The 25,303-nt window shown below is 57.7% G+C and carries 32 protein-coding genes; 30 read left to right on the top strand and 2 right to left on the bottom strand.

The window, feature by feature from the left end; translation table 11 throughout:
• Positions 1-10 precede the first annotated feature (10 nt).
• The 18 genes from AB4N91_RS20715 (at position 11) to AB4N91_RS20630 (ending at position 13,431) form a co-directional block, all read left to right on the top strand.
• Complete coding sequence (locus tag AB4N91_RS20715; protein ID WP_460111740.1) at positions 11-295, top strand: hypothetical protein; 285 nt, start codon at positions 11-13, stop codon at positions 293-295.
• 3 nt (positions 296-298) lie between these two features.
• On the top strand, positions 299-850 hold the full coding sequence (locus AB4N91_RS20710; protein WP_460111739.1) for a hypothetical protein: 552 nt from the start codon (positions 299-301) through the stop codon (positions 848-850).
• A gap of 2 nt (positions 851-852) precedes the next feature.
• Positions 853-1,215, top strand: coding sequence for a phage head closure protein (locus AB4N91_RS20705; RefSeq protein ID WP_460111738.1), 363 nt, complete (start codon positions 853-855; stop codon positions 1,213-1,215).
• On the top strand, positions 1,208-1,729 hold the full coding sequence (locus AB4N91_RS20700; RefSeq protein WP_460111737.1) for a hypothetical protein: 522 nt from the start codon (positions 1,208-1,210) through the stop codon (positions 1,727-1,729). Before AB4N91_RS20705 ends, AB4N91_RS20700 begins: the two co-directional genes overlap by 8 nt.
• 21 nt (positions 1,730-1,750) lie before the next feature.
• Positions 1,751-2,341 carry a phage tail terminator protein gene (locus tag AB4N91_RS20695; protein WP_460111736.1) on the top strand — a complete coding sequence of 197 codons (591 nt, stop codon included), beginning with the start codon at positions 1,751-1,753 and terminating at the stop codon, positions 2,339-2,341.
• Positions 2,338-2,544 carry a DUF2635 domain-containing protein gene (locus AB4N91_RS20690; RefSeq protein WP_154912986.1) on the top strand — a complete coding sequence of 69 codons (207 nt, stop codon included), beginning with the start codon at positions 2,338-2,340 and terminating at the stop codon, positions 2,542-2,544. Before AB4N91_RS20695 ends, AB4N91_RS20690 begins: the two co-directional genes overlap by 4 nt.
• Entirely contained in the window at positions 2,544-4,040 is a 1,497-nt protein-coding gene (locus AB4N91_RS20685; RefSeq protein ID WP_460111735.1) for a phage tail sheath subtilisin-like domain-containing protein, read from the top strand. Before AB4N91_RS20690 ends, AB4N91_RS20685 begins: the two co-directional genes overlap by 1 nt.
• Positions 4,041-4,100: 60 nt before the next feature.
• On the top strand, positions 4,101-4,448 hold the full coding sequence (locus AB4N91_RS20680) for a phage tail tube protein (protein ID WP_460111734.1): 348 nt from the start codon (positions 4,101-4,103) through the stop codon (positions 4,446-4,448).
• Positions 4,445-4,741 (top strand): phage tail assembly protein, encoded by a 297-nt coding sequence (locus tag AB4N91_RS20675; RefSeq protein WP_154912983.1) that lies wholly within the window; start codon positions 4,445-4,447, stop codon positions 4,739-4,741. Before AB4N91_RS20680 ends, AB4N91_RS20675 begins: the two co-directional genes overlap by 4 nt.
• Positions 4,742-4,871: 130 nt before the next feature.
• Complete coding sequence (locus AB4N91_RS20670; RefSeq protein WP_460111733.1) at positions 4,872-6,932, top strand: phage tail tape measure protein; 2,061 nt, start codon at positions 4,872-4,874, stop codon at positions 6,930-6,932.
• Positions 6,932-8,239 (top strand): DNA circularization protein, encoded by a 1,308-nt coding sequence (locus AB4N91_RS20665; RefSeq protein ID WP_460111732.1) that lies wholly within the window; start codon positions 6,932-6,934, stop codon positions 8,237-8,239. Before AB4N91_RS20670 ends, AB4N91_RS20665 begins: the two co-directional genes overlap by 1 nt.
• A 3-nt stretch (positions 8,240-8,242) precedes the next feature.
• A complete protein-coding gene (locus tag AB4N91_RS20660) occupies positions 8,243-9,358 on the top strand; it encodes a phage baseplate assembly protein (protein ID WP_460111731.1) in 1,116 nt (371 codons plus the stop codon).
• Positions 9,355-9,861, top strand: a complete 507-nt coding sequence (locus tag AB4N91_RS20655) for a phage baseplate assembly protein V (RefSeq protein ID WP_460111730.1) — start codon at positions 9,355-9,357, stop codon at positions 9,859-9,861. The genes AB4N91_RS20660 and AB4N91_RS20655 overlap by 4 nt, the downstream gene beginning before the upstream one ends.
• Positions 9,862-9,863: 2 nt before the next feature.
• Positions 9,864-10,262, top strand: coding sequence for a phage GP46 family protein (locus tag AB4N91_RS20650; protein WP_460111729.1), 399 nt, complete (start codon positions 9,864-9,866; stop codon positions 10,260-10,262).
• Positions 10,252-11,289 (top strand): baseplate J/gp47 family protein, encoded by a 1,038-nt coding sequence (locus tag AB4N91_RS20645; RefSeq protein WP_458725643.1) that lies wholly within the window; start codon positions 10,252-10,254, stop codon positions 11,287-11,289. Before AB4N91_RS20650 ends, AB4N91_RS20645 begins: the two co-directional genes overlap by 11 nt.
• On the top strand, positions 11,280-11,879 hold the full coding sequence (locus AB4N91_RS20640) for a YmfQ family protein (protein ID WP_460111728.1): 600 nt from the start codon (positions 11,280-11,282) through the stop codon (positions 11,877-11,879). The genes AB4N91_RS20645 and AB4N91_RS20640 overlap by 10 nt, the downstream gene beginning before the upstream one ends.
• A gap of 11 nt (positions 11,880-11,890) precedes the next feature.
• Complete coding sequence (locus AB4N91_RS20635) at positions 11,891-13,039, top strand: glycine-rich domain-containing protein (protein ID WP_154912975.1); 1,149 nt, start codon at positions 11,891-11,893, stop codon at positions 13,037-13,039.
• Positions 13,036-13,431: a tail fiber assembly protein gene (locus AB4N91_RS20630; protein ID WP_458725641.1), complete on the top strand. Its 396-nt coding sequence runs from the start codon at positions 13,036-13,038 to the stop codon at positions 13,429-13,431. Before AB4N91_RS20635 ends, AB4N91_RS20630 begins: the two co-directional genes overlap by 4 nt.
• A gap of 84 nt (positions 13,432-13,515) precedes the next feature.
• Here the strand turns inward: AB4N91_RS20630 and AB4N91_RS20625 are convergent, their stop codons facing one another.
• Positions 13,516-14,727 carry a hypothetical protein gene (locus tag AB4N91_RS20625; RefSeq protein ID WP_460111727.1) on the bottom strand — a complete coding sequence of 404 codons (1,212 nt, stop codon included), beginning with the start codon at positions 14,725-14,727 and terminating at the stop codon, positions 13,516-13,518.
• Between the two features lie 285 nt (positions 14,728-15,012).
• Here AB4N91_RS20625 and AB4N91_RS20620 point away from each other — a divergent pair, with 285 nt between their 5' ends.
• Together AB4N91_RS20620 and AB4N91_RS20615 are read left to right on the top strand one after the other, a co-directional pair.
• The gene (locus AB4N91_RS20620; protein WP_458725639.1) at positions 15,013-15,438 is read left to right on the top strand and encodes a cell wall hydrolase; all 426 of its coding nucleotides are present in this window, start codon (positions 15,013-15,015) and stop codon (positions 15,436-15,438) included.
• Positions 15,438-15,956: a lysis protein gene (locus AB4N91_RS20615; RefSeq protein ID WP_460111726.1), complete on the top strand. Its 519-nt coding sequence runs from the start codon at positions 15,438-15,440 to the stop codon at positions 15,954-15,956. Before AB4N91_RS20620 ends, AB4N91_RS20615 begins: the two co-directional genes overlap by 1 nt.
• Positions 15,957-16,430: 474 nt before the next feature.
• Here AB4N91_RS20615 and AB4N91_RS20610 read toward each other — a convergent pair whose 3' ends face one another.
• Positions 16,431-16,775 (bottom strand): hypothetical protein, encoded by a 345-nt coding sequence (locus tag AB4N91_RS20610; protein ID WP_458725637.1) that lies wholly within the window; start codon positions 16,773-16,775, stop codon positions 16,431-16,433.
• A gap of 754 nt (positions 16,776-17,529) precedes the next feature.
• Here AB4N91_RS20610 and AB4N91_RS20605 point away from each other — a divergent pair.
• From AB4N91_RS20605 to AB4N91_RS20560, 10 genes are all read left to right on the top strand, one after another.
• Positions 17,530-18,264, top strand: coding sequence for a LexA family transcriptional regulator (locus AB4N91_RS20605; protein ID WP_077748338.1), 735 nt, complete (start codon positions 17,530-17,532; stop codon positions 18,262-18,264).
• A gap of 597 nt (positions 18,265-18,861) precedes the next feature.
• Positions 18,862-19,170, top strand: coding sequence for a tail fiber assembly protein (locus AB4N91_RS20600; protein WP_224795545.1), 309 nt, complete (start codon positions 18,862-18,864; stop codon positions 19,168-19,170).
• Positions 19,171-19,302: 132 nt separating this feature from the next.
• Positions 19,303-19,713: a tail fiber assembly protein gene (locus AB4N91_RS20595; RefSeq protein WP_083374908.1), complete on the top strand. Its 411-nt coding sequence runs from the start codon at positions 19,303-19,305 to the stop codon at positions 19,711-19,713.
• A 133-nt stretch (positions 19,714-19,846) separates the two neighbouring features.
• Positions 19,847-20,197, top strand: coding sequence for a phage holin family protein (locus tag AB4N91_RS20590; protein WP_102594277.1), 351 nt, complete (start codon positions 19,847-19,849; stop codon positions 20,195-20,197).
• Between the two features lie 46 nt (positions 20,198-20,243).
• Entirely contained in the window at positions 20,244-20,756 is a 513-nt protein-coding gene (locus tag AB4N91_RS20585) for a hypothetical protein (protein ID WP_102594278.1), read from the top strand.
• A 3-nt stretch (positions 20,757-20,759) separates the two neighbouring features.
• Entirely contained in the window at positions 20,760-21,371 is a 612-nt protein-coding gene (locus tag AB4N91_RS20580) for a phage baseplate assembly protein V (RefSeq protein WP_102594279.1), read from the top strand.
• Positions 21,372-21,381: 10 nt separating this feature from the next.
• Complete coding sequence (locus tag AB4N91_RS20575) at positions 21,382-21,714, top strand: phage baseplate protein (RefSeq protein ID WP_102594280.1); 333 nt, start codon at positions 21,382-21,384, stop codon at positions 21,712-21,714.
• Entirely contained in the window at positions 21,711-22,706 is a 996-nt protein-coding gene (locus AB4N91_RS20570; protein ID WP_102594281.1) for a baseplate J/gp47 family protein, read from the top strand. The genes AB4N91_RS20575 and AB4N91_RS20570 overlap by 4 nt, the downstream gene beginning before the upstream one ends.
• Entirely contained in the window at positions 22,703-23,338 is a 636-nt protein-coding gene (locus AB4N91_RS20565) for a phage tail protein I (RefSeq protein ID WP_102594282.1), read from the top strand. Before AB4N91_RS20570 ends, AB4N91_RS20565 begins: the two co-directional genes overlap by 4 nt.
• On the top strand, positions 23,339-25,291 hold the full coding sequence (locus AB4N91_RS20560) for a phage tail protein (protein ID WP_102594283.1): 1,953 nt from the start codon (positions 23,339-23,341) through the stop codon (positions 25,289-25,291).
• The last annotated feature ends 12 nt before the right edge of the window (positions 25,292-25,303 follow it).

Here is a 25,303-nt window from a genome sequence, read left to right as displayed (position 1 = left end):
GGTCGAAGTGATGAGCGATAAAGTTGTTGTGCGGTTTCTGAAAGCCTGGCGCGGTTACTCGGCCGGAGAGTTGGCGGGGTTTGACGAAGAGGTTGCTGAGGGCCTGAAATCCAAGGGCTTTGCTGAGGCCTACGAAAAGCCAAAAGCCGGTAAGGCTTCGGCCAAAGCCAGTGGCGCAAAAAATGCTGGTGAAACTGGGACGGCCGGTTCACCCACTGAGTCTTCGGGCGCGGCGTCAAACGGTGCTGAAGGCGGCGAAGTTAATTCCGGTACCGATGACGACGCGAAGCCATAAGCCATGGCCCGCCGTATCGAGTACTTCGGCGAACCCGTTCTCACCCTGGCACAGGTTGCGTTCCAGTGTCGGGTTGAGCCAGAGGACATGGAGCCGGCGTTGATCGAACAGATCATCATTCCCGGCGTGACAACTCAATGTGAATCGAAGACGGGCGCTTCAATTCGCGGCGCGATTTACGAAGAGGACTGGCCGACTCACTTCGCGGCAGGCCATGCGCTGGATGTCGGCCAGGCCAATGAGATCGTTTCGGTTATGGCGCAGCAAGCGGACGGCGCATGGGTGGCCCAGCCGGGGCCGTTTGAGCTTCGTCAAGATCAGCGGGAAAGTTTCCTGTTCTTCCCGTCCCTAAGGCCGGCTGGTGTGCTGCGGATTCGGTATAAGGCACAGCTTGATATGGCCGTGCACCCCGGCGTGCGCAACTGGTTGTTGATGGCTGCGGCGACGATCTACCGACACCCGGAAATGTTTCTGGTGGGGCAGACCCTGGCAGAGCTGCCATCTGCATTCCTCGACCACTTGGTCGCTGAGATCACCGTCCCGCCGAGGTTCTGACTATGGCGATGCGCGAACCTAGTGCTGGGGAGTTGACCCGGCGTATCACTCTGAGGTTGAGAACAGACATACCGGCTCCAGACCAAGGGCTCGACTCGTTGTTCACCGACCAGAAAAGGCGATGGGCAAAGATAGAGCCTGTCGGTACCGCCGTTTATGCGAATGGTGTTCAGACCGATGTGAAGATTACCCATCGGATGATCCTGTATTACCTGAAGGGAATGAGCGAATCCCACGAAGTTGTTCATGGCGACACGATCTATCGGGTGCGCAGGGTTGCAGACATGAACGGTAACAGTCGGTTTACCTTACTCGAAGTAGAAGAGCTGGGGCCCCAACTGGCTGGGGGAGGGATCTATGTCTAACTCGGCTTCGATTGATGGATATCTGCACGTAGAAGGCTTCGACAAGTTCGAACGCGATGCCTTTGACAAACGGAAGATCCGCGCCGGGATGCGGAAGGTCGGCCTGCTGATCACCCAAAAAGCGCAAATGAATCTCGCCCTTGGCGGTGGCCAGGATGGCTATCCAATAACGCGCACCGGTGCCACGGTGGAATCGATCAGTTTCAAGGTGTCGCGCTCCGGCTTTCTTGTTCGCATCTCTCCCACCAAAACCACGGCCATGGAAGATTTCTACCCGGCCTACCTGCACTACGGGGTGAAAAAAGGGAAGCGCCTCGGAAAGCTGGCGCCCGGGAAGGGCAAAGGTAAATCGAACCGTCGAGCAAAAGGTGCTCGCGCTGCGGCGTTGGCCGAGCGAGCTTCTGGTGAATGGCGGATCAAACCCCGTGACAACTACATGGCTGATGCCCTGCAGGACTCCGCCTCACAAGTTCAATCGATCCTCTCTGCTGCATTCGCCGCCGCCCTGGGCTGATTGCTGCTTCTGGACACTCTCATGAAACTGAATCCAATTGTTGCTCACCTTCGAGCGACATGCCCCACCTTTGCCGGTCGAGTCACTGGCGGGATTGACTGGGATGCTGTTGTGGACAGCGCCCAGCTTTCGCTGCCAGCGGCGTATGTCATCGCCTCGGCAGATGCCGGCGGCCCCAACAAAGCACAAAACGCAGTCATTCAAGACATCACGGATCAGTTTGCGGTGGTGATCGTACTCGATGCTGGTGATGAGCGAGGGCAGGAAGCCAACGACGCTTTGCACGACCTGCGCGCGGAGCTCTGGCTATCACTTGTCGGTTGGCGCCCAGCAGCTGAATACGACCCCATCGAATACGGCAAGGGCGCGATGCTTCACATTAGTCGGGCGCGAGTGGTGTACCAGTTTCTGTTCACCGCTGAATTCCAGCTTGGCCGTAACAGGCAAGGCGACCCCGCTGAAACCTGGCACGAACGCGAACTCGATGGTTTACCGCCATTTACCGGCGCGACCTTCAACATGGACTGCATTGACCCGGCAGATCCGAACCTGCAACGACCTGGCCCGGACGGGCGCATTGAAGCGAAATTCTCAGGAGACGTAACACCATGACCAATCGCATCACTGTGGTGCCGGCCTCTGGCCGCTCCGTGCCCGATCCGGAGGCTGGCGACTTGTTGCCTGTTGAAGGCCGGGAAGTCCCAGATAACGCATGGTGGCGCCGCCGCCAGGCGGATGGGGACGTAACCCTCAAGGCTAATAAAGCCCAATCCACCAAGGGCGTCACCACGCCGAAACCCGAGGAAGCGCAATAATGGCTATCGGATTCAGCAACATCCCCGCCGATATCCGCGTGCCGCTGTTCTATGCGGAGATGGATAACTCGGCGGCCAACAGTGCGTCGTCGGCCCTGCGTCGACTGATCGTCGGTCAGGTCAATGGTGATGCCACTAGCGAAAGCATTGGCCAGCTGGTGCTGGTGTCGAGTTTGGGACTGGCCAAGGACATCGGCGGCCAAGGCTCGATGCTGGCGGCAATGTACGAAACCTGGCGCAAGACTGATCCGATCGGCGAGATTTGGTGCCTGCCGTTACAGAACGATACCGGTACCGCAGCAACAGCGACGGTCACTATCACCGGTGCCGCGACCGAGCCAGGGTTATTGAACCTGTACGTTGGCGGTGTTCGCGTGCAGTCGGTCGTCGTTTCGGCGGCTACTCCGACTATCGCGGCGTCGGCGTTGGCCGTGAAGATCAACGCCACGCCAGACCTGCCAGTTACCGCCCTGGCTGTCGCTGGCGTTATCACACTCACTTGTAAGTGGAAGGGTGAGAGCGGCAACGACATTGGTCTGGTTCTGAATCGCCTGGGCAAGTCCAATGGCGAGGCGACCCCTGCGGGCCTGACTGTTGTTGCGACCCAGATGACGGGGGGCGTCGGCGCACCTGACCAGATCGATGCAGTCGCGGCGTTGGGCGATGAGCCTTTCGAATTCATCTGCGTGCCCTGGTCAGACACGACCACGCTGAACGCGTGGAAAGATGCGATGGACGACAATACCGGCCGCTGGAGTTGGGCGAAACAACTGTTCGGCCACGTCTACACGGCGAAGCGCGGCACCTTGGGTACGCTGGTGGCGGCAGGCCAAGACCGTAATGATCAGCACATGACCATCCAAGCGGTGGAGCCTGGTGTGCCCCAGCCGGTCTGGGTGCAGGCAGCGGCACTGGCGGCTCGCACTTCGGTGTTTATCTCGGCAGATGCCAGCCGGCCCACGCAAAGCGGCTCTCTGCCCGGGCTAGATCCGGCACCGGCCAGCGAGCGGTTCACGCTCACGGAACGCCAATCACTGCTGACCTACGGTCTGGCCACGGCCTACTACGAAGGTGGATACGTGCGCATTCAGCGCTCGATCACCACCTATCAGAAGAACGCCTATGGCCAGGCCGACAACTCGTACCTGGACAGCGAGACCATGCACCAGTCGGCATTCATCATCCGCCGCATGCAGAGCGTTATCACCAGCAAGTACGGCCGCCATAAGCTGGCCAATGACGGTACCGAGTTCGGCGCGGGTCAACCCATCGTCACGCCGAGCACGATCCGGGGCGAACTGATTGCTCAGTACGGCAAGCTTGAATCCGAAGGTCATGTCGAAAACGCCGACCTGTTCGCCGAGCACCTGGTGGTTGAGCGCGACAGCAATGACCCAAGTCGTATCAATGTGCTGTTCCCGCCGGACTACATCAACGGCCTGCGTATCTTCGCGCTGCTGAACCAGTTCCGCCTCCAGTACGACGCTGCTGCGTAACGCTGACCACGATCACCAAGCCCGCCTCGAGCGGGCTTTTTCATTCTGGAGATTCACCCCATGGGCAAAAAAGTAGCGGGCACGGCCTACATCAAGGTGGACGGCACCCAGTTGACCGTCACCGGTGGCGCCGAAGCGCCGTTGATGGATGTAAAGCGAGAGACGGTTTATCCGGGTTTTTTCAAGGAAGAAAAGCTGGCGCCTTATCTGAAGATGACCGTCATCCATGATCCTGATCTGTCGATCAAAACGTTGACCGATGGAAAGGATATGACGGTCACCTGTGAATTCAGCAACGGCAAGGTTTACGTGCTTTCGGGTGCGTACCTGGTCGACGAGCCGACCTCGAAGGGCGACGACGGCACCATTGAACTGCAATTCGACGGCATCAAAGGGGTGTGGCAATGACGGGCGCAGTAAAACTTCAGGTGGCCATCGAGGCCCACGGCGAGCCACTGACTGAGCTGACGTTGCGTCGGCCGACCGTACAGGAAGTGCGCGCCATCAAGGCGCTGCCATATCGGATCGACAAGAACGAAGAGGTCGGGCTCGACATGGATGTGGCCGCCAAATACATCGCGGTCTGTGCAGGCATCCCGCCGTCGTCGGTCAACCAGCTGGACCTGGCCGACCTCAACGCGCTGAGCTGGGCGGTCGCCGGTTTTTTCATGAGTGCGGCGTCGGCTCCATCAACGACCTGATTTCAGTCGCATACGACCTGGCCTGGTTCTGGAAGGTTGACCCCGAACAGATGATGGCCAGGCCACTGGATGCGCTCACGGAATGCCTTGAGCACGCCCAACGCATTAACGAACTTCAGCAGGTGCAGTGATGGCGGACAAGTTCCAGCTCAAGGCGTTGATCACCGGCGTCGACAAGCTGTCGCCGACACTGACCGGGATCCGCAAGAACGTTGCGGGCTTCCGCAAACAGATGAACAGCACAGGCCTTGGCAACATCGGCTTCAAGGATATGTTGCAGGGCGGTGCTTTTGCGGCGCCGTTTATCGCTGGTGCCCGGGCTGCCATGGAATTCGAAACGTCCATGGCCGATGTGAAGAAGGTGGTTACCTTCGACACGCCCGAACAGTTCAAGCAGATGGGACAGGACGTGCTTGATATGTCGGAGAAAATGCCGATGGCGGCGAGCGGCATCGCGGCCATTGTTGCCGCCGGCGGCCAAGCCGGTTTCGCCCGTGGTGAGCTGAAGCAGTTCGCCGAAGACGCGGTGAAGATGGGCATCGCCTTCGATCAGACAGCCGATCAATCCGGCGACATGATGGCGAAGTGGCGCACCTCTTTCAAAATGACGCAGCCTGAAGTCGTGACCTTGGCTGACAAGATCAACTACTTGAGCAACATCGGCCCTTCGTCGGCTGCGCAGATCTCCGACATCGTGACTCGGATCGGTTCGTTGGGTGGCATCGCCGGCTTGTCGGCGGGGCAGGTCGCTGCGATGGGTGCCACGCTCGCCGGGGTGGGCGTGCCGAGTGAAGTAGCGGCGACGGGCATGAAGAACTTCATGCTGTCGCTCACCAAGGGCAGTGCGGCCACGAAGCAACAATCGGAAGCGTTCAAGTCGCTGCGGCTGGACGTCAAGCAAGTTTCGAAGAGCATGCAGAAGGATGCGCAGGGCACCATCGAGGACGTGCTGGAGCGCATCGCCAAGGTCGATCCGGCGAAGCAGGCCGGGTTGCTAACCCAGCTGTTCGGTACGGAGTCGGTGTCTGCCATCGCACCGTTGCTGACCAACCTCGATTTGTTGAAATCCAGCTTCGGCGCCGTAGGCAAGGAAGGGAAGTTCGCGGGCTCGATGGAGGCGGAATACACGGCGCGGTCCGCGACCACTGCCAACTCCATGCAGCTGCTGACCAACAAGGTCACCCGCTTGGGTGTAGCCGTGGGTTCTGGTCTCCTACCGCCGTTCAATGCCTTCATGGATCAGATCGGCCCAGCCATCTCCCAAATGTCTTCGCTTGCTGCTGAACACCCTGGCGTTATCCGTGGTGTGTTGGGCGCTGGCGTTGCGTTCGGTGTGCTGCGTGTAGCGGTGATGGGCGCCGTGGTGGCAACCAAGATCCTCAGTGCCGTCACCGCAATGTCGCCGATCGGGATCATCGTTCGCGGCATCGCGCTAGCGGCGGGCCTGTTGATTGCCAACTGGGCGACCGTTGCGCCGTACTTCGAGGCGATCTGGGAAAAGATCAAAGGGCCGGCCATGATCCTGTGGGGCTGGTTTAAGCAGGCCTTTGCATTCACTCCGATCCCGATGGTGATGGAAAACTGGGGGCCGTTAACCGAGTTGTTCTCGTCCTTATGGGGTGTTCTGGTTGCGGTCTCTACTCCGGTTATGGAATTTCTCGGGCGCATGTTTGAGTGGACGCCGCTCGGAATGATTGCCAAGAACTGGGCGCCCATCACTGAGTGGTTTCAGAAGCTCTGGGTGAAACTGAAGCCGATCATCGAACCGATGATGAAGTACTTCGGAGGCGGTGAGGGGGGTGAAGGAATCATCAAGACCGCGACCAACAAAGCCAATGAGTTTGCCGAAGAACAGCGCGTGCGCAACGCGGGGCCAGGTGGCGGTGATGGTGCGTTTGTTGAGGCCGGCGCTGTCGAAGGCGCGCAGCGATATCAGCGGATGATGAAAAACGCGGCGGGCATCCCGAGCACTGACAAGTTGTTGAGTCGGCCAAATCTGGCCAATCAATCCAGCGGTCTGCTTCAACAAGCGTCAGGTAATCAGGCGCCGAAGCTCAATGGTGAGATCACTATCAACATCCCCGGTGCTCCTCCCGGCACCACCGTCGATCAGGCGAAAACCAATCAGCCGGGCCTGAGCATCAAGCCCAGTGTCGGTACCCGAACCATCGGTGTTATGAGGCCCAACTAATGACTGCGTCGTGGCGTGATAAGTTGTTGCCGGCTTCGTTCCGGGGGATCAGCTTCTTGATCCCCCAGACTTCGGTGCCGGTGGGTATGAAGGGACAGCTGCATGAATTCCCGCAGCGAGACACACCGTTCTTTGAGCAGCTGGGCAAGCAGTCCCAAGTGCACAAGATGACGGCGTGGATCATCGGTGATGACTGTTTCGAGCGTCGAGACAAGTTGATTGAGGCGCTGAACACGCCGGGTGGCGGGGAGCTGGTGCATCCCTGGCTTGGAAAAATGCAGGTCAAGGCGGGCGAGTGCGATATGTCCCACGACTTTGTGGGCGGTGGCATGGTCAGTTTTGAGCTGACGTTCTATCCGGACGTGCCGCTGAAGACGCCCGCTGCGAAGGTCAACACCCAGGCGCAGGTGGTGAATTCGTCCGAAAGCCTGCTGACGTCTTCGCTCAATCGTTACAAGACCGCCATGGGTACAGTGAATCAAGCCCGGCTCGGGTTGCTGCAAATGCGCAACAGCCTGACGAACGTCTTCTCTGTCATTCAGCAGCAGTTTGCGCCGTTCGTGAGTGTCTTCACGGATGTCACGGGTTTCGCGCAATCGCTCATCAACTCCCCTGGCTCTTTGTCCTCGCTCTTCTCCAGCTACTTCAGCAGCTTTTCAGGCTTCGATTTTTTCAGCTCAAGTTCAAGTGGCCGGTCCAGCTCGGGCAGCAGCGTCGGTAGTAGCTCGGGCAATGATGGCGGCGGTTACCGCGGGGCTGTCGCCGAAGCCAGCAAGCAGACGGAGGCGGTCGGCAGCATCAACACCGTAAGCTCTATCGGTGGCACTGATGCAATCACTGCATCACAGGCCGCCGCAAACCTGGTGCAGGATTCGACCCTGGTGCAGATCGGCCTCATCGTGAGCGAGATGCCGGTAGCCCCGCAGCCAGAGTCAATTGGGGCCATGCCTTCCGTTGAGCAACAGGCGCTCCAGCCCATTGTTCGGCCCGACGTGCCGGTGGCTGACGACGTGATCGAGCTCCGTGACAACCTCAATGAGGCCATTCACGAAGCGTCGTTGAAGGCTGACCCTGAGCATTATCTGGTGCTGAACAATTTTCGGCAGACGGTGGTGAAGCACCTGACGGCCGTCGCGCAGTCTGGGGTCAAGTTGGTCGACATCACGCCGCCTGAAACCCTGGCGGCGTTGGTGCTGGCTTACAGGCGCTTCGGCGATGCAACGCGCTCGCCGGAGGTAGTGCAGCGCAACCGCATTCAGCACCCGGGCTTTGTGCCGGCGGTGCCCATAAAAATCGCCCAGAGGTAACCAATGTCTGATGACCAAAATGCGGTCAGCCTCACGGTTGGCGGTATGGATTACTTCGGCTGGAAATCGGTGGAAATTACTGCGGGGCTCGAAGATCAGGCCCGCTCGTTCAATGTGTCGTTGACCTGGAAGTGGCCGGGGCAAGTTCAAAACGTACCGATCCGGCAGGGTGATAAGTGCCAGGTGCGGATCGGCAATGACCTGGTGCTGACGGCGTGGGTGTTCGCAACGCCGGTCAGCTACGACGATAAGCAAATCACCAAGACGATCAGTGGACGATCATTGACGGCGGACCTGGTGGACTGCGCGGCAGTCAACAAGCCCGGTCAATGGAACAACCAGGCGGTGCTGGCCATCATCAAAGCACTGGCTGCGCCCTATGGCATCACGGTGAACAGTGAGATCCCCGAAGGGCGCAAACTTTCCGACCACACCGTTGAGCCAGGCGAGACGGCGTTCGCCTCCATTGATCGGCTGTTGACGTTGTTCCGGGTGTTCTCCACGGACGACGCGCGCGGCGCCGCCGTACTGGCCAGTCCCGGCAGTGGTGGCCGCACCTTCGATGCGATTGAGGTGGGCAAGAACGTCAAGACCGGCGACGCGCCGCTTGACTTCTCCGGGGTGTTTTCTGAGTACCACGTGCTGGGCCAGAAGAGCGGTACCGACGATGAGTTCGGTCCCGACGCCGCCGAAGTGTCGGCCAGCGCGTTGGATGATCGCACCACACGCAAGCGGGTGATGATCATTCAGGAGTCTGGCCAGGTGACCAAGGAACTGGCGCAATCGCGGGCAGACTGGGAGCGCAGCAGCCGAATGGGGAAAGCGCTGACGGTCACTTATGTGGTTCAGGGCTGGCGTCAATCCAATGGTCAGCTTTGGCGGCACAACATGATTGTCAGGGTGATCGACCCCATCATCGGCATGGACCGGGACATGTTGATCTCGCGCATCACCTACACGCTGAGCGAGCAGGGGATGCTCGCCAAGTTGGAGGTGGGGCCGCCTGAGAGTTTTGAGCCTGAGCCGAAGGACCCTCATGGCAAAAGGAAGGTGAAGAAGGGCGGCAAGGGCGACAACTTCGAATACCTGATCCCCGCTGACTACGAGCCAAAAAAATGAATATGAAAAATTTGCTCGCCCGCGGCACGGTGGTGCTCGTCGATGCCGCAAAAAAGCTTCAAGGCCTACAGGTCCGCCTCACCGCTGGCGAGCTCAAGGATGGCGCTGAACACTTCGAGCCCTACGGTTTCACCAGCAACCCGCTGGCTGGTGCCGAGGTACTAACGGCGTTCATCGGTGGTGATCGCTCCCATGCAGTAGTGCTGGTGGCGGCTGATCGCCGGTACCGCATTCAAGCATTAGCGTCTGGCGAGGTGGCTATCTACACCGACGAAGGCGATCGCATTCACTTCAAGCGCGGGCGGATCATCGACATCGAAACGCAGACCCTGAACATCAAGGCCACGACGGGGGTGAACATTGATTCTCCGGTGATCAACCAGACCGGAAAAATCGTTTCGCAGGGTGATCAGGTCGCTGGTGGGATCAGCCAAATTAATCACGTCCACGGTGGAGTGATGGCTGGTAGTGGTCAGAGCGGCGTACCTGTCGCAGGAGGTTGAGCATGGTCATTTCTTCCGACGTTGAAGCTGCCCTTATTCGCGCCGTGACCATCAGCCTCTACACCTGGCGCCGCGCCGAAACAGATGACCCGGTTGATGATGACGATCGCTTTGGTTGGTGGGGCGATAGCTACCCGCCGATCACGAATGACCGCATCGGCTCCCGCCTATGGCTATTACGCCGGGTGAAGCTGACACCACAAACCCAGCGCGATGCCGAGGCCTACGCACATGAGGCCCTGCAATGGTTGCTGGATGATGGTCACGTCATTGACATCGCTGTCGCCAGTGAAAAGGTTGATATCAACCGACTGAATCTGGTCCCAACGTTGACCATCACCGGCGGCACGCGGCTTGAAATCAAACAACCCTCTTCATGGCAGGTGATCTATGCCGTTTGAAACGCCTTCGCTACCTGTCTTGATTGGCCGTACCCAAGGTGACTTGGCCTCTGATTCGCTGCGCCGATCTGATGCGCAGGTGCTGGCCAGAACCTTGGGTGGCACGGCTTTCGGTTTGTACGGCTACCTCGACTGGATCGTTGAGCAGATCCTTCCCGATCGGGCGGACGAAGAAACGCTGGAGCGGGTTGCGTTGCTGCGACTGAATCAGCCGCGCAACCCTGCCCAACCAGCAGAGGGACCGGTCAGTTTTTCAGCTGCGGCGGGGGCCGTGCTCGATGTTGATGTTGTGTTGCAGGCCGGTGATGGTCGCACCTATAAGGTGACGGCGGGCGTCACCACAGTGGCAGGACTCAATACCGCCACGATCGAGGCGGTCGACGCCGGCACTCTGGGCAACGCTGATCCGGGGCTGACCTTAAGCCTGGTCCAGCCGGTAGCCGGCGTCACCAATACTTTTACCGTGTTGGCTCCCGGTGTAACGGGGGGCATCGCGGAGGAAAGTGTTGAGTCGTTGCGTGCGCGGGTGGTGCGGTCCTATCGGGTTATCCCGCACGGTGGATCTGCCGCCGATTATGAGACGTGGGCACTGGAAGTTGCCGGCGTGACTCGTGCCTGGTGTCGCGGTAGCTACATGGGGCCAGGCACAGTTGGCTTATTCATCATGCGCGATGGCGATGTTGATCCGGTTCCTAATCCGGCGCAGCTCGCGGAAGTGAAAGCCTACATCGAGCCGCTGCGGCCGGTAACGGCAGAGCTCTATGTTCTCGCACCCAACAGAGTCCCGGTGCTCTACACCATCCATGCGGTACCAGACACCAGCGCGGTTCGTGCCGGCATTCAGGCTCAGTTGATAGATCTGCACGAGCGTGAAGCCGGGCTGGGGGAAACCTTGCTCATAAGCCATATCCGAGAGGCGATCAGCGGATCGTCAGGCGAGACCGATCACCAGTTGATAGCGCCTGTGGCCAATGTCGTGCCCGCCACCAACCAACTGCTGACATTTGGGGGTATCACATGGCTGTAGCGAGAACTGCCGATCAATACCGACAGCAGCTTCGCGGGCTCCTGCCCGCCGGCCCCGCATGGGATCCGGAGTTGGTGCCTGAGATTGATCTCGTCTTGACTGGCGTTTCATTGGAGTTCTCACGGTTGGACGCCCGGGCGGTCGACCTGCTGAACGAGATGGACCCCTCGGGCGTGAGCGAGCTGGTGCCGGACTGGGAGGCTGTAATGGGGTTGCCCGATGTCTGTCTCGGGCCTAACCCAGCGTTTGAAGACAGGCGTTTGGCAGTGAGGCGCAGACTGGTGGAAGTGGGAGGGCAGAGCAGGGCCTACTTCCTTGAAATCGCAGTGAGTCAGGGCTACCCGAATCCCACTATCACCGAACATCGAGCGCCCCGTATGGGGCGTTCTCGTTTTGGGGCAGCGCATTTTGGGACCTGGCATGCGCAGTTCATGTGGACGCTCAACACCGGAGGTCGTCAGCGGCAAGGCCGTCGCTTTGGCGTCAGCTATTGGGGCGAACGCTTTGGGGTAAACCCGGGAAACGCCATCGAATGCTTGATCCGCCGGCCGGCTCCGGCGCACACCGTTGTGCACATCAATTATGACTGAGAGGTAGAAACGTGGATTATCCGATTAGTGTGCCTAGCATTGGGTTGGTAGGCGGCAAGTTTGTAGATGAGGATCCTCTGGCAGGTACGCCGGGTTCACTGATCCCATCAGCGTGGGGAAATGCTGTCACTGATGAAGTTCTAAATGTTGTGCGCGCCGCGGCCCTTGTACCCTCCGAAGGTGACCTGAGTCAGTTGTTGAAGGCGATTCGGATCATTGGCCAGGCCGCCGCCGCAAGTTACGCCGTAGACGAAGGCGTAGTGAATTCGTATGTTGCACTCTACACGCCCGCCCTAACCACGCGTATCAATGGTCGTGTCCTTCGCTTCAAGGCGGCTCACACCAACACGGACACCTGTACTTTCAACGAAGGGCTGGGTTTGGCCAACCTAATTGGCTTGGGCGGGGCAAGCTTGCAAGGGGGCGAAATCGTTGCCGGTGGCATCTGCACCGTGGTCTGGAACAGTACTGCATTTGGTGCTGGCGCTTATGTCTTGCTGTCCTGCGACAGCGGAGCTCAGCAACTGACACCAGGGACCAAAAGCAGGCACGGTGTGACCCTCGCCCAATTGCAAAATCAAGGGAGTCAGATGTTCACCGCGAACGGCAGTTTCGTCGTTCCTGCCGGAATTACTAAATGCTTTATCACCTTGTGCGGTGGCGGTGGCGGAGGAGCTGCGTACTTCGATACAACTGGCGGCGGTGGTGGCGGTGGCGGTGCAGGCGCTGGTTTGAAAATTCCAGTCGCAGTGACGCCCGGCGCGACTATTGCTGTAACCGTGGGTTCGGGGGGCGCTGGAGGGCCTAGCGTAGGGGCTCCCGGTGCTGCGGGTGGTGCAAGTTCTTTTGGTGGGTTGGCTTCTGCTGCGGGTGGTGGCGGCGGTACCTCCGCAGGCAGTGGCGGTGGCGGGGGAGCTGGTTCAGCCGTTAACGGCGCGCCGGGCGGTATAGGCCAGGCGTATAACGCCCCTTCTATCACCAGTGAACAAGGGGGTATGGGTGGCGCCAGCCTGTTTGGGGGTGGTGGCTTTGGTGGTATTCGTCAAGGGGCTACAGGTGCCACCGTCGGCAGTGGATTTGGTACTGGTGGGGGTGGCGGTTGCCGCAACGTTGGTGCCTTGGGCCGCCCTGGCTTTGTACTTGTGGAGTGGATGCAATGAGAACTTTTGCGCAGATTCAAGACGAAAAATTGCACTGGAAGTTTGAGCAGGAAGACGCCCCAGATTTTGCCGAAAACTTAGTTATCGTTGAAATCACTGATCTTGCTCCTATGCCAGAAGAGGGGTGGTCGTACGAAGGCGGAGATTTTATGCCGCCGCCACCACCTACTGCGGAAGAGATCATGGCGCGGATTCAGGCCAAAATTGCCGTAGAACGTCAACAGGCGGATGACGCTATTGCTCCCCTCCAAGATGCAGTAGACATCGACGATGCCACCGACACGGAGATATTGCTGCTGAAAAACTGGAAGAAGTTCAGGGTCGCACTCAACCGTCTCGCTGACCAGCCTGGCTACCCGACATCCATTGAATGGCCTCCAGTCCCCACCTGATGGCAGTGGGTATTTTTGTACTCGTGGAAATCAGAGAACACCCTGATGATGCTCGGCGATTTGTAAACGTGCTGAGTAACACATCTACGGTGAAGTAGTTAAGCCTTTGCTGAGGTGCTTTGGTCTAGCCGTTGCGGGGGCTGATAAAGCCCGTGCAGCAAGCCCCCAAGCTAGCGCCGGCACCGGCCAAAAAATTGACTTTGTGGTCAAAACTCCAACAAGGCTGATCAGCGAAAGATAAATCAGCACCTCGGTTTGTGGAGTAATTACTCCTCTTCGATAGCAACTCCAGCCTATCAAGGCTGATACGACTATCAAATAAATGTAGAGCGCAAAGCCAAGCAAACCGAACTGCTGCCACATTGACAGAGCATTGTGGATATAAAACCCTATCGAGCCGAATTCGCGTATCTGCCCAAGATAATCACCAAGAAGCGGCGAGCTTTCTATGCCAGCCAATCCACTTTCCAACAGGATTGACCGTTCATTTAACGAAGCATCAGAACTTGTATAAGCACTGATCCATCCAACAATATCGAATCCACTTATCATCATCGCTGCCGCGGCCACTACTACCGCAATCAATGCAAGCTTAAAACCTTCTTGTCGGTAGTGGATGAAAACGAAAGCAGGAATTGTTAAAAGGAACAATGCCAGTTCGGTTCTCGATCCAATCAGATATAGAGTCGCTGCCGTAATTGACATCAAGAGGATTCTGTACCAATTGGCTTTTATGAATGGGAATAAGACGATTGCAGTGCACATGACTGAACGTGCCATGCCCTGGTAATTGGCGGCCTCATGCTCATCGCCAGCAAGCAAAGGCATGTACATGACACCTGCATTCGGATTGAAGAAGAGCGCCGCGCATAGTGCGAATCCGGCAGTTATCAAACCAGCCGCAATAGTGAAGCTTGAAGTCGACTTTACATTGATGTGTCGACCTATTTGAAAAAGTGCAATCATCCAAATAGCGACCATCACCAATGCTAACGAGCCGTCAGCTGTTATGTAATCCGCTTCATCAGTGAATGTGTTTGTGGCGATGGTAGCAAGCATAAAAAGAATCATCACCCAAAAAGGTGCCGTCACCTTAGGGGTGATTGAAATGTAGGAGGCAGTTGCCAGCGTGATCAAAGACCGAGCCCCCCAAGTAACAGCGCACAAAATCAAGATCGCACTGAACCATCCAATATAGGGGATGTGAATCGTGCTCTTCAGTACGTGATAAAAAAAATAGCCGGGGAAGGCGGCCAAGAAAAACGCGTATGCAGTGGAGCCTTTCAAAGCAGTCACCGAGTGAAATTATTTAAGTTGGAGCAGTAGCGAGGCGAATCCAATACAAATGAGGGATCCCCAGAAAAGACTGAACATGAACATCTGGTTGCGTGTGAGAGGCGGACTTGTGTCTGGTATGCCCTCGTTTTCCTTGGTATGCATTTGCCGATTCCTTTTTAACTGATGTGATGGCGATGTGCATCTTAACTGTTACATTGCCGATACAGAAGCCATCCCGTAACAAGATTTACCCCAACGATTGAACCCGCCCTTTAGCGGGTATTTTTTTGCCCGGAGAAACGTATGACTGTTTCTGAGAAAGACCGCGACATCCTTGCCCGAACACTCTGGGGCGAGGCTCGCGGCGAAACATCGGATGGCCAGGTGGCCGTGGTTTGGACGATCCGCAATCGCGTGTTCGATGGAAAAGAAAGGTCCTGGTGGGGTGAGGGGTATGCCGGTGTGTGCCAGAAGCCGTACCAGTTCAGCTGCTGGAACAAGACTGACCCGAACTATCAGTTTCTGATCGGGCTGAAGCAGATCCCGTTCCGAGAACTAGCGCAGTGTCGAGTCGTGGCTGACCAGGTGATCGACGGCAAGGTGCCCGATCCCACTGACGGGGCCACGCACTATTACGCTATCAGCATGAAGACTCCTCCAGCCTGGGCGGCGAAAGCGAAACAAACCTACAGGCTCGGCGGTCACGTGTTTTTCAAGGATGTGCCGTGATGAGGTCGGTGCAGAAGCTGATAGCACTGCTGGTGCTGATCGCGGCGCTAATGGGTGGTGCCGTGGCTGGCACTTGGAAGGTTCAAGATTGGCGCTACGGTAAGAGGCTCGCTGAACAGGCCGGACTGCATCAGGACGATCTGACTGCCATCAGCAACGCGGCCGCCGCCCAGGTGCGCGCCGATCAGGACAAGCGCCTGGCGCTCGAGCAGCGGCTGGCGGCCAACGACCAAACTCATCACAGAGAACTGACCGATGCTCAAACCCATCAGGCTCGCCTGCGCGATCGCCTTGCCACTTCTGATTTGCGCTTGTCAGTCCTCCTCGACACAGCAGATACAGCCAGTGGCTGCGCAGTGCCATCCGGCGCCCCCGCCGGCAGCGTGGTTCATGGAAGAGCGCGTGCCCGACTTGACCCAGCGCATGCTCAACGAATTGTCGCCATCACCGACGCCGGCGATCAAGGATTGATCGCGCTGCATGCGTGCCAAACCTACGTGCGAGAGTTGGCACGATGATGATCGGGATAAGACAGGGGCATTTTACTGTGAAGCGGTGAGCGTGCTTGTTGTGTCCTTGCATGCCTCAGACAACAGGGTAGGAGACACGAAGGCATCACTCACTCTCGAAAAATATTTATCCTGCAGCCCTGCGTCGAAACCGTTAGGACTAGCGCTAGATCCAAGGTAACGAACGGTGGAATCAGTGCAATTGAATTCAAGCTTTACGTAAGTCTTGTAACTGCCGAAGTCCCTTTCCGTGATGACGGTTCGGGTTTGATCGGTTTGGCTGATTGAAACGGTCGTATCTTGGCTAAGTGAATGCGAGGGCAAGACAGTCGAGTCGGCACCATGGGCAGCCGAGCAGGAAAATATGACGCAGGCGATAAGAAAGCGACTCATTGAAAACCTTCCGTGGAAAATATGACCGAGTGGAGGATGATAGCCAATAGTGAGACGTGCGTTCTAATAATTTCGGAAAATTTTGCGAACTTAAATGATCGTTTTGGGTCGTGGCGCCAGACCCTCCAGCATTCCCTTGAGCCGATCAGCCTCGCGCTTGTGGCCTTTGGCCGAAATTTCGAGGTCGTACAATTCCTTTCGAGCGCTTGCCAATTGAGCTGATCTCTCGCGTAGATTGCTCATTGCGTCGTCGCGCTGAGTGATCGCTTGGTCATACATCTGCACCAGGCCGAAGATATCCTCTCGCGCCTTTCGAAGGTGCAGGTTTAGTTCTTGGACCTCGTTTTCCAGCATGCGCAAATAGTGGGTGCACGTCTCAAGCTCAGTCGGGCAGCCGAGCCAGTCGCTTGTGTTTTCTATTTCGTAAGGATCCATGGTGTTGCCTTGCTGTACTGTTTGTATATACAGTATTCCACCGAGCCTATTACTGGCTACAGTGAGGCGACGACCTGTATTCGCATTCAGTCCGGAGGGTTCGCCGTGGGTAAGTATTCAGTGTACCGAGAATCCAAGATTAGGGATCGAGCCCAAGTGCTTGCCGATGAGCAGGGCATTTCGTTCGAGGATGCATTGATCGTTGTGAAGGAGAGGAGGGTGGCAACTATGAGAGCGTTGAAGCGATCGGCAAAAACCTCTCAGGTGCTGCCAGATGACGGGTCGGCGACACCGTTCACAAAGCTGAAAGAGAATTGCCATGGTGGTAGCCGACCATTGCAGGGAGGGCTGCCAGGTCAGGGAAGGAGATCTTGATGGGGCAAAAATGGGGCAAACCGTATGCCATTCAATGCCCTTTAATGCCAATCCAATGTTATTCCGTACTTGTCAAATAAGCCCTACACCCCTTGTAATTCGAGGGTGTAGGGCTTTTTTGCGTTAGTACTCCAGCACAATCGGCGTGTGGGAGGACAGATCGGACAGTGCTTTATTCATCGGATATCAGGCAAATTCGTTGAAAGGTGTAGGGCAAAGGAGGGACATCAGCCCGGCTTTTCCGCGATGGGCGCAAGGTTAACATGAGCGGTCTGCCGGACGCAGGCATGAAAGCCCTGCCGCACATTTCCAATGTTTATGCATGATTTATGCGAATCAGCATTTGTCTTCCGAAAAAAGTTCAAGCACTATGCCCGTTATGCAAAAACGCAATGTTTCTACCGTCTTAAGAGCGCTGCTCGATCAGCACGGGATCTCCCCCACGGAGCTTCACCGTCGCACCGGCGTGCCTCAATCCACTCTCTCGCGAATCCTCAGCGGGAAGATCGTCGACCCTTCGGATAAACACATTTCGAAGATCGCCGAGTACTTCGCTGTGAGCACCGATCAGTTGCGCGGGCGCGCGGATGTCGCTGCCATCGCCAATACCGGGCGCGATCAATTGCATTCCGAACTCAAGGACATAAGTCTGTGGGACGACGACACGCCCGTCGATGATGACGAGGTGTCGGTCCCCTTTCTTCGCGAGGTTGAATTGGCTGCTGGATCAGGAAGATTCGTCATCGAAGAAAGCGAGCGGTCTAGCCTGCGCTTCGGCAAGCGCAGCTTGCGCCATAACGGTGTGCAATTCGATCAGGCCAAATGCGTGACGGTGCGCGGCAACAGTATGCTGCCGGTGCTGCGCGATGGCGCCACCGTTGGCGTGAATGCGGGCAAGTGCGGGATTGGCGACATCATTGATGGCGACTTGTATGCCATCAATCACAATGGCCAATTGCGGGTGAAACAGCTTTATCGCTTGCCGACCGGTATTCGCCTGCGCAGCTTCAATCGGGATGAACACCCGGACGAGGACTACACCTTTCAGGAAGTCCAGGAAGAGCAAATCGTCATCCTCGGTCACGTCTTCTGGTGGGGCATGTACGCCCGTTAACCTCACCGCCCTGCAATAAAACCCGCCACCGAGCGGGTTTTTTTTCGCCTGCCACAAACCGTCAGCGCCTTTGTTTGCAGGGCTTTCATGCGCCAGTGCATTTATAACGCATAAATAAATGCATTTACGCATTGACTGTATATGCATCCATGCATATTCTTTGTCTCAAGCCGCTCAACAAAGCAGCTCGAAACGAAGCTCTTTAGTTCCACCACAAAAGGCAGCGATGAACCGGCCTCAACGGTTCAGAGGGTTGGCAACTGACCCGGGTGTGCAGCGTAAAGCACCAGAAGCAGTTATCCGGCGGGCAGGGACCGCGGTCGGAAAAACAATCTGAATGGACTCGTACCGCGCCAGTAGCGCCGAAAAGTCAACGCGAAGGACCGCATTACTGAAAAGCCCGGCAAGCGCCGGGCTTTTTGGAATGCCTACCTCGGGGTAGGAGTCGAAACACCGGGATGCCGGTGATCAATAAGGACATAAACATGAAAAAAGTGCGCACGCATTGTCGGCGGCAAAGTCGACAACATCTACCAGACCGTAAACCCCATCGCTGACGAGTTTCCGTCCGACCAGCTCTGGGTCGAGGTCTCCGGGTTGTCCAGCAACCAGGTCGACTACTCCTACAACGCCGTGAACACCGACGGTGTATGGCGCTTCAACTCGGGCTTCCCTTATCCAAGCTCGCCGCACGGTGAGCAACTGCGCAATGAAAAGGTCCGGCGACTCGACAATGTCACGGCCAGCGTTGAGTCCCTGGCCTTGCAATTCAAAGTCGACGTGGGCGTGGCCACTACCGCGGAGCAGACTTACCTGCTGGCTTTCAAGGAGTACTGCATCGCTTTCAATCAGGTCAATAAACAGCCTGGCTTTCCGCTGACCATTGTCTGGCCCGAGTTGCCTTGAACACGATCTGAAATCGCAGCAAAACAAAGACCGCATGACCCGTCCGCAGCGCGTGCAATGGCTGTCGCTGCGCGACCCGGCATGCAGAAATGAAAAGCAGCGTCCGCTGCAAACTTTACAAGGAGTTGGAAGATGAACCGATATGCATGCGCAGACGGGATGAATGGCAAGGTCACCGCACTGGTGGATGCCGAGCAAGCGCCGACTCCCATCGCACCGTGGATTTTCTGGGTTGATGTAACGGGTAACACGGAAATTCGGGTGGGATGGAAGGCAGAGCAAATCGACGATGTCTGGACGTTTACGGAGCCTCCCTACGAAGAGCTGCTCAATCAGGCGCTTGGTCGCACACAGCAATTTCTGGAAGAGGCAGGCCGTTGGCTGATGTTCAATCCTTTGCCATACAAGATTGATCTCGGCATCGCCTCACCGTCGGACGAAGCTTTGCTGTTGGCCTACAAGCAATACGTCGTCGCCGTGAGTGAAGTGAAAAATCAACCGAGCTATCCGCGAAACATCAATTGGCCCGTCGTTCCCTGGTAATCCAACAGTTCGTTCAAGCCATCGCAACGGATAGCAATGCATCACCGAAGAACCCGGCGCTCGCCGGTTTTTTTTCAATGCCTTTTCACGTCGTGCCATTCAAGCACACATCAATCACCCCGGGAGGCGTGACATGACAAACGAGCAACAAGCGTTGCTGGACATGCCGATCTGGCTCGTCATCGTGCTCGCGCTGGTGGGCGGGGTGTCCGGCGAAATGTGGCGCGCCGACAAGGACGGCGCCCGCGGCTGGTCACTGCTGCGGCGTCTGGCCTTGCGCTCCGGGGCCTGCGTGATCTGCGGGGTCTCGGCCATCATGCTGCTGTATGCCGCCGGCGTGTCGATCTGGGCCGCTTGCGCATTTGGCTGCCTGACGGCGATGGCCGGGGCGGACGTGGCCATTGGTCTCTATGAGCGCTGGGCGGCCAAGCGGATTGGTGTTTGCGAAGTGCCGCCGCGCGATTCTCGCCCTGATCAACAGTGAGGCGACATCGCCGACCTTCACATTGAAATCTGACAGGAGGCCCTTAATGCCAGTTGTCATCGAAAAACCTTCACAGCTGTTTACCGCGATTGCCGAGGCATTGCGCGGCGCCTTTCCCGAATTGAATGTCGGGAGTCATCAAGATTTCGACAGTACAGGCAATCTGACCTGGGTTCTGATTGCACTCGAACACGATGCGTCGGGAAGCCGTGCCCATGACGGGCGTATCGCTCATGTCATGACGGTTTCGTTGCAAGCCGTGTCGCCCAGTTCCGGCCTGGCCGCCTGCGATCTGGGCTGCCAGCTGAAAAGCCTGATCACTGACAGTCGCTGGAAACTGCCCGCCGATCAATGCGATCTGCCGGTGAGCATCGATGGCGTTGCATCCACATTCATCAGCGGCGCCCGGGAATACGACACCTGGACCGTTTCCTTCACCCAGACCTTGTACCTCGGGCCATTGCTGCTGGACGACCCGTTGGGCACTCCGAAATTCGCCCGTACCTGGGAGGTGTCGGACATCGACGATCCAGACCAGTACCAGCCACTCGAGGAGTAATCCATGTTCGACGCACTGTTCAACCAGCAACTGGGCCCGATCATCGAGCGCCTGGCCGAAATGGAAACCGAGATCGAAGACCTGCATCGACGTACCGACAGCCTCTGCCGCATCGGCGTGTGCGAGGAAGTCGATGCGGCCAGTAATACGTGCAAGGTCCGCCACGGTGAGTTGCTGACGCCGGCCATCCGCTTTTTTAACCCGAGCGCCGGGGCGCAAAGCGAGTCGCGTATTCCCTCCATCGGTGAACAGTGCGTGTTGCTGAACCATGGCGGCGGCGACAGCGGCGGTCAGTCCGTTGCGTTGTTCGGCCTCAATGGTGGCCAGTTTCCTCCGGTCTCAACGCAGGCTTCGCTGACGCGTCGCTGTTATCAGGACGGCACCGAAAGTGGCTATGACGACGCCAGTCACACCCTCCACTGGCAAAACGGCCCGGCCACATTCACCGGCACTCGCGAATCGCTCGAGCTGAGCATCGGCCCGGCCCGGTGGGTCATGACGCCTGAGGCGATCCAACTGCAACTGGGCGCGACCGGCTTACTGCTCGACGCATCCGGTGTGCACCTGAGCGGCCCCTTGGTGGATCACCAGGGGCGAGTCATTAGCACTGCATAAAGAGATTTCCATGATCGGAATCGATAGAAACACCGGCGTAACGGTCGACGACTGGCCGCAGTTTGTACAGCGTGCGACCCGGGCGCTGACCACGCCTTTGGGCACCCGTCAGAAGCGTCCTTTGTATGGTTCTCTGATCCCGAATCTCTTGGGACAAAACCTCGGCGACGACCTGCTGATGCTTGCCCAGAGCCATGCGGCGCAGGCGTTTTACAACGAGCAGAACGGCATTGGTGATTTCCAGCCGCAGGTCATTGTTGCCAGCCGCCTCGGGGCAGGGCTGTTGTTGCGTTTCGCCGGTCTCTGGAAAAACCGTAATCAGACATTCGAGGTCGTGACATGAGCATGTTGATACCCGGCCAGAACCAGTTGGCCGAACCTTCGATCGTCACTGTCGAAGCGTTCGAGGACCTGCTCGCGGAGTTCAAGACGTTTGTCGTCGAGTACGTCGGCGCCCGTTCTCCCGAGCGTGCGGAAAAACTCAAAGTCAGCCTCGACAACGAAAGCGAGTTGCTGACCCTCGCCCTCGAAGCCTTTTGTGTGCGCTTGCAAATCCATGAGCGTAAATACAACGCCCGGATCAAGCAGATGCTGGCGTGGTGGGCGACGGGGAGCAACCTCGATGCGCGACTGGCGGACATGGGCCTTGAGCGTCAATTACTCGATCCGGGCGATCCGGCGGCATTCCCGCCAGTGGCCCCGGTTTATGAAAGTGATGATGACGCCCGGTTGCGTTACTACCTGGCGCCCCATGCACCGGCGGCCGGGTCGCGCATGCAATACCGTCGTGAGGTGTTCACCCTAGGTGAGCGACCCGCTGTGAAGGTGGAAACCGCTGCTGCGGGCGTGGTGACGGTCACCTACACATTCGACCCTGACGGCTACGCGGCTCAGGTCAAAGATGGCAACGGACGCCGCACCGCTCCCGGCGAGGTGATGGTCACGGTGCTTGCCCGGGAAGGCGATGGAGCGCCATCCGAAACACTTCTTGAAGGCGTTCGCCAGCATTTCGCCCGGCCTGATGTACGCCCCGAAACGGACCTGGTCACGGTGCAGGGGGCACACATCAAAACCTACAAAATCCGGGTCGTGGCAAAGATCAACGCCGGGCCTGACTCCGGGTTGACCAAGGTGGCTGCGCAGCAGCAGTTGCAGGCGTATGCCGACAGCTGCCATCGACTGGAGGGACGCGTTGATCCGAGCTGGATCGACTACACGTTGCACAGTGCCGGCGCGGTTCAGTTGCAGATTCTTGAGCCGCTGGTGCCAATCGTGGCAACGGCTTTCCAGGCCCCGTATTGCACGGGTGTCGAGGTCGAGGTGGATACGTTATGAGTGACGACAAGCCTCGTCCGAGCCTGTTGCCGGCCAACAGTTCGCCACTGGAAAGGGCGCTTGATCTCGGTTTCGGCCTATTGCTTGATCGGATTGCGCCGCCGTTTCCGGCGTTGATGAATCCGGCTGAAACGCCGTTGGCGTTCTTGCCTTATCTCGGCGCGGATCGCGGTGTTAGCGAGTGGAGTTCCACGGCGGGCGAAACCGAAAAGCGTTTGACGGTAGAACTCGCCTGGCCCACCGCTCGCCAAGCCGGGACACGCATGGCCTTGGAAAACGCTGCCAAGGGTTTGCAATTGCGACCCGACGTGCGCGCCTGGTACGAGCAAACACCGCCAGGCCCGCCTTACAGCTTTTCTGTTCGGGCCTTTACCGAACAGCCCTACAGCGAAGACATCGATGCCCGTCTTGATCGACGTCTTGCGGACGCCAAAAGCGAACGCGACACCTTGACGATCTCCGTCGGCTTGAGCGCCTTCGGCAATCACGTCATCGGCGCGGCCACCGTGTGCGGCGAACTGACCACGGTGTACCCGATTGTCATCGCGGGGCTTGAAACCTCGGGCCAGGCCTTTATGGCTGCAGGGCTCTACACCGTCGAAACCTCCACTATTTATCCTCAGGGGTCCTAAATGGCCGACTATTACACCCTGCTTACCAATGCGGGGATCGCCTACGAAACTGCCTGCAAGGCGGCGGGCTTGCCGATCAAGTTGTCTCAGCTTTCCGTCGGTGACGGCGGTGGCGCGGTTTACAACCCTGCGGCAAACGACACCGCGCTCAAGCGCGAAGTCTGGCGCGGGCCGCTCAATGCACTGTTCCAGGATGAGAAAAATCCGAGCTGGTTGCTGGCTGAAGTGACCATCCCGCCGGATGTGGGCGGCTGGTATGTGCGTGAGGCGGGGATCTGGACCGATACTGGGATTCTGTACGCCATCGTGAAGTATCCGGAGTCGTTCAAACCGGTATTGGCGACGTCGGGATCGGGCAAAGAGTTTTACATTCGCTCGATTTTCGAAACGAGCAATGCCTCACTCGTGACGCTGCTGATCGACGACACCGTGGTTAAAGCGACCCGTGCGTGGGTGGCTTCCTATATCACTGACGAACTTGCCAAACTCGACAGCAAGCAATCGGTGCGCGTAGCGACTATCGCCAACATCGCGTTAGCCGGTCCTCAAGCAATCGATGGCGTGGCCGTTGTCGCTGGCGATCGAGTTCTCGTTAAAAACCAGACGGCCGCGAAAGATAACGGCCTCTATATTGCCGCGGTTGCTGACTGGGTTCGGGCGAAAGACGCGGACGTCAGTACAGAGGTGACGTCGGGTCTGATCGTCTCCGTAGAGCAAGGAGCGACGCTGGCCGATACTCGTTGGCAGTTGGTCACTGACGGGGCGATTGTCCTGGGCACCACGGCACTGACGTTCCAGAACGTGACGCAAGGCTTTGCGCCGCTCAACTCGCCGGCGCTGATCAGCCCAACAGCAACTACGCCTGTGCTGTTCGACGACTCTAAAGCAATCGCCACGACGGAGTTTACCCGGCGCAGCCAAGGCAACTATCGCGGTGTGACCAGCGTGACCGGTGCGACCACGTTAACGACGACAGCAGCCGGCACCCTCGTGAGCATGATTGGAACGTTCTCGGTCACCTTACCGACTGCCGGCAGTCTGCCGTCTGGAGGGGCGATCAATTTCCGCAATATTGGCAGTGGCAACATTACAGTTGTTTGTGCCGGGGCTGACACGATCAACGCCGGCGCCGGTCAAGCGTCGGCTACCAGTCTGGTAATGGTGCCAGGGGCTACTTTGGAGTTGGCCAGTGCTGGTGGCTCCGGCTGGTGGGCTTCGGGTTCCGCTCAGTTGCAATATGCTGCGGTGCTCGGCAACACACCTCCCCGATTTGATAACACCAAAAAGCTTGCAACGACTGAATGGATCAAGGCCAGAGGGTTCGAACTGGGTGGTTTTTACTCGTTTGTTGCCCCGTTGACCGGTATCGCGGCGCACGTGGGCAGTATGGTTCACTGTTACGGTAGCGGGCCCGTTTCCTACAGTATTCCTGACTCGGTGGCTAATGGCATTCAGGCAGGCGCAACCATTCGATTGCAGAACTGGTCAATTGCAACCCTGATTTTGTCCACTCAGGGGGCGGACAAAATGCAGGAAAGTCTCTCTATTCCGCCTTCCGCTGCGAGCAGGTCGGTTCCACCAGATACCTATCTGGATATGATCTGCGTTGGCGACGGGGCCTGGGTTTTGCTGGGTACCGGTGTCGTTGGCAAGACTGCACCGTTTGGTGCACTTATGTCGGCGAACGGCTATCAGAAACTCCCTTCCGGTTTGATCATTCAGTGGATGACGGCGCTGTTTTCAAGCGCGGCGCTGAGCACTCCTTTTAATTTGCCCATTGCTTTTCCGAGCAAGAACTTCGGCTGCAACGTTTCAATGACAGACAGCACTATTTATGGCTCCACCGGTTCTCCGTTTGTGGCGGGTATGGCCAACGGCTTGGGCCAGGTCGTTGTGCAGTCCAACTACACCGCCAGCCAATCGGCAGTCCGCGTACTTGCCTTCGGCATGTAAAGGGGAAATCAG

Source organism: Pseudomonas sp. H3_D04 (assembly GCF_054669175.1).
The sequence above is the reverse complement of the archived record's forward strand: the minus strand, read 5'-3'. Positions and strand labels throughout refer to the sequence as shown.

What these genes read in the sequence shown, in the direction of transcription:
- AB4N91_RS20715 (WP_460111740.1), top strand. Translation starts at nt 11, where the DNA reads ATGAGCGATAAAGTTGTTGTGCGGTTTCTGAAAGCCTGGCGCGGTTAC.
- AB4N91_RS20710 (WP_460111739.1), top strand. Translation starts at nt 299, where the DNA reads ATGGCCCGCCGTATCGAGTACTTCGGCGAACCCGTTCTCACCCTGGCA.
- AB4N91_RS20705 (WP_460111738.1), top strand. Translation starts at nt 853, where the DNA reads ATGGCGATGCGCGAACCTAGTGCTGGGGAGTTGACCCGGCGTATCACT.
- AB4N91_RS20700 (WP_460111737.1), top strand. Translation starts at nt 1,208, where the DNA reads ATGTCTAACTCGGCTTCGATTGATGGATATCTGCACGTAGAAGGCTTC.
- AB4N91_RS20695 (WP_460111736.1), top strand. Translation starts at nt 1,751, where the DNA reads ATGAAACTGAATCCAATTGTTGCTCACCTTCGAGCGACATGCCCCACC.
- AB4N91_RS20690 (WP_154912986.1), top strand. Translation starts at nt 2,338, where the DNA reads ATGACCAATCGCATCACTGTGGTGCCGGCCTCTGGCCGCTCCGTGCCC.
- AB4N91_RS20685 (WP_460111735.1), top strand. Translation starts at nt 2,544, where the DNA reads ATGGCTATCGGATTCAGCAACATCCCCGCCGATATCCGCGTGCCGCTG.
- AB4N91_RS20680 (WP_460111734.1), top strand. Translation starts at nt 4,101, where the DNA reads ATGGGCAAAAAAGTAGCGGGCACGGCCTACATCAAGGTGGACGGCACC.
- AB4N91_RS20675 (WP_154912983.1), top strand. Translation starts at nt 4,445, where the DNA reads ATGACGGGCGCAGTAAAACTTCAGGTGGCCATCGAGGCCCACGGCGAG.
- AB4N91_RS20670 (WP_460111733.1), top strand. Translation starts at nt 4,872, where the DNA reads ATGGCGGACAAGTTCCAGCTCAAGGCGTTGATCACCGGCGTCGACAAG.
- AB4N91_RS20665 (WP_460111732.1), top strand. Translation starts at nt 6,932, where the DNA reads ATGACTGCGTCGTGGCGTGATAAGTTGTTGCCGGCTTCGTTCCGGGGG.
- AB4N91_RS20660 (WP_460111731.1), top strand. Translation starts at nt 8,243, where the DNA reads ATGTCTGATGACCAAAATGCGGTCAGCCTCACGGTTGGCGGTATGGAT.
- AB4N91_RS20655 (WP_460111730.1), top strand. Translation starts at nt 9,355, where the DNA reads ATGAATATGAAAAATTTGCTCGCCCGCGGCACGGTGGTGCTCGTCGAT.
- AB4N91_RS20650 (WP_460111729.1), top strand. Translation starts at nt 9,864, where the DNA reads ATGGTCATTTCTTCCGACGTTGAAGCTGCCCTTATTCGCGCCGTGACC.
- AB4N91_RS20645 (WP_458725643.1), top strand. Translation starts at nt 10,252, where the DNA reads ATGCCGTTTGAAACGCCTTCGCTACCTGTCTTGATTGGCCGTACCCAA.
- AB4N91_RS20640 (WP_460111728.1), top strand. Translation starts at nt 11,280, where the DNA reads ATGGCTGTAGCGAGAACTGCCGATCAATACCGACAGCAGCTTCGCGGG.
- AB4N91_RS20630 (WP_458725641.1), top strand. Translation starts at nt 13,036, where the DNA reads ATGAGAACTTTTGCGCAGATTCAAGACGAAAAATTGCACTGGAAGTTT.
- AB4N91_RS20620 (WP_458725639.1), top strand. Translation starts at nt 15,013, where the DNA reads ATGACTGTTTCTGAGAAAGACCGCGACATCCTTGCCCGAACACTCTGG.
- AB4N91_RS20615 (WP_460111726.1), top strand. Translation starts at nt 15,438, where the DNA reads ATGAGGTCGGTGCAGAAGCTGATAGCACTGCTGGTGCTGATCGCGGCG.
- AB4N91_RS20610 (WP_458725637.1), bottom strand. Translation starts at nt 16,775, where the DNA reads ATGGATCCTTACGAAATAGAAAACACAAGCGACTGGCTCGGCTGCCCG.
- AB4N91_RS20605 (WP_077748338.1), top strand. Translation starts at nt 17,530, where the DNA reads ATGCAAAAACGCAATGTTTCTACCGTCTTAAGAGCGCTGCTCGATCAG.
- AB4N91_RS20595 (WP_083374908.1), top strand. Translation starts at nt 19,303, where the DNA reads ATGAACCGATATGCATGCGCAGACGGGATGAATGGCAAGGTCACCGCA.
- AB4N91_RS20590 (WP_102594277.1), top strand. Translation starts at nt 19,847, where the DNA reads ATGACAAACGAGCAACAAGCGTTGCTGGACATGCCGATCTGGCTCGTC.
- AB4N91_RS20585 (WP_102594278.1), top strand. Translation starts at nt 20,244, where the DNA reads ATGCCAGTTGTCATCGAAAAACCTTCACAGCTGTTTACCGCGATTGCC.
- AB4N91_RS20580 (WP_102594279.1), top strand. Translation starts at nt 20,760, where the DNA reads ATGTTCGACGCACTGTTCAACCAGCAACTGGGCCCGATCATCGAGCGC.
- AB4N91_RS20575 (WP_102594280.1), top strand. Translation starts at nt 21,382, where the DNA reads ATGATCGGAATCGATAGAAACACCGGCGTAACGGTCGACGACTGGCCG.
- AB4N91_RS20570 (WP_102594281.1), top strand. Translation starts at nt 21,711, where the DNA reads ATGAGCATGTTGATACCCGGCCAGAACCAGTTGGCCGAACCTTCGATC.
- AB4N91_RS20565 (WP_102594282.1), top strand. Translation starts at nt 22,703, where the DNA reads ATGAGTGACGACAAGCCTCGTCCGAGCCTGTTGCCGGCCAACAGTTCG.
- AB4N91_RS20560 (WP_102594283.1), top strand. Translation starts at nt 23,339, where the DNA reads ATGGCCGACTATTACACCCTGCTTACCAATGCGGGGATCGCCTACGAA.